The organism is Brevibacterium sp. S111 (genome assembly GCF_004745075.1).
Taxonomy (GTDB): Bacteria; Actinomycetota; Actinomycetes; order Actinomycetales; family Brevibacteriaceae; genus Brevibacterium.
The window spans coordinates 1-871 of the sequence record NZ_RHFH01000062.1; the positions used below are offsets into that span (position 1 = coordinate 1).

At 61.2% G+C, this 871-nt stretch carries 1 protein-coding gene; it reads left to right on the forward strand.

The window, feature by feature from the left end:
- Positions 1 to 113: 113 nt before the first annotated feature.
- On the forward strand, positions 114 to 701 hold the full coding sequence (locus EB836_RS18050) for a GNAT family protein (RefSeq protein ID WP_240690181.1): 588 nt from the start codon (positions 114 to 116) through the stop codon (positions 699 to 701).
- The last annotated feature ends 170 nt before the right edge of the window (positions 702 to 871 follow it).

Genomic DNA, 871 nt, shown 5'->3' on the forward strand with positions numbered 1-871 from the left:
GGGCTATGAGATCCCTGCCCGGGCGATGGAGTCGTTCTTCGATCGCACCGAGACGGAATCATCGGCAGCCGACCGGGCTGCTTGAGGAAATAGTGTTCTCCTGTCGAAACAACTTGACACAGTCCAGAGAGACCGACTATCCGGAACTGGCTGAGACCGCCGGTGCAGGGGTCAGGCCGGATGGTGTGTTCGCGTTCCTCGTCGATTGGGACACGGGTTCCGCTGAGCAGGTAGCCCGTTCGCTGGCACAGTATCACTGGAGGACTCGGGGAGAGTTCAGCACGGAGGGTTGGACGATCGAGTTCGCCGTCCGGGCACAGGGACGGATCATCGGTGTCCAAGGCGTGAGCAGCACCAGTTTCCCGCGTACCCGGTCTGTCTCCACGGGTTCGTGGTTGGCCCGCTCCGAACACGGAAAGGGCTACGGCACCCGTATGCGAGCGGCGCTGGTGACTGCATTCGCCGATCACTTCGGAGCAGAGACGTTCCACACGGGCTATTTCATCGGCAACGACGCCAGCCGCCGGGTTTCGGAGAAAGTCGGCTACCGGCCCAATGGTGAGCACACCATCATCGCTCAGGACGGCAACGCTCACCTGGAATACCGCGCCGTGCTCAGTGCAGACAAGATCGTCCGTCCTCCGGATCCTGTCGAGGTCACCGGCGCCGAGGCGGTCCGTCGGTTCCTCGGAATCGACTGAACACCACCACGCCACACTGCCCACAAACCACCAAGAAACACGGTTGTGGTCAGCAGCAACACGACCCATGAATACGAGGAAGGCCCCGCCCAACCCCCACACAAACAGGAATCAGACGAGGCCACCCCCACCAAAAAATATTGCGGCAGTCACTTACTCTCCCACAACCA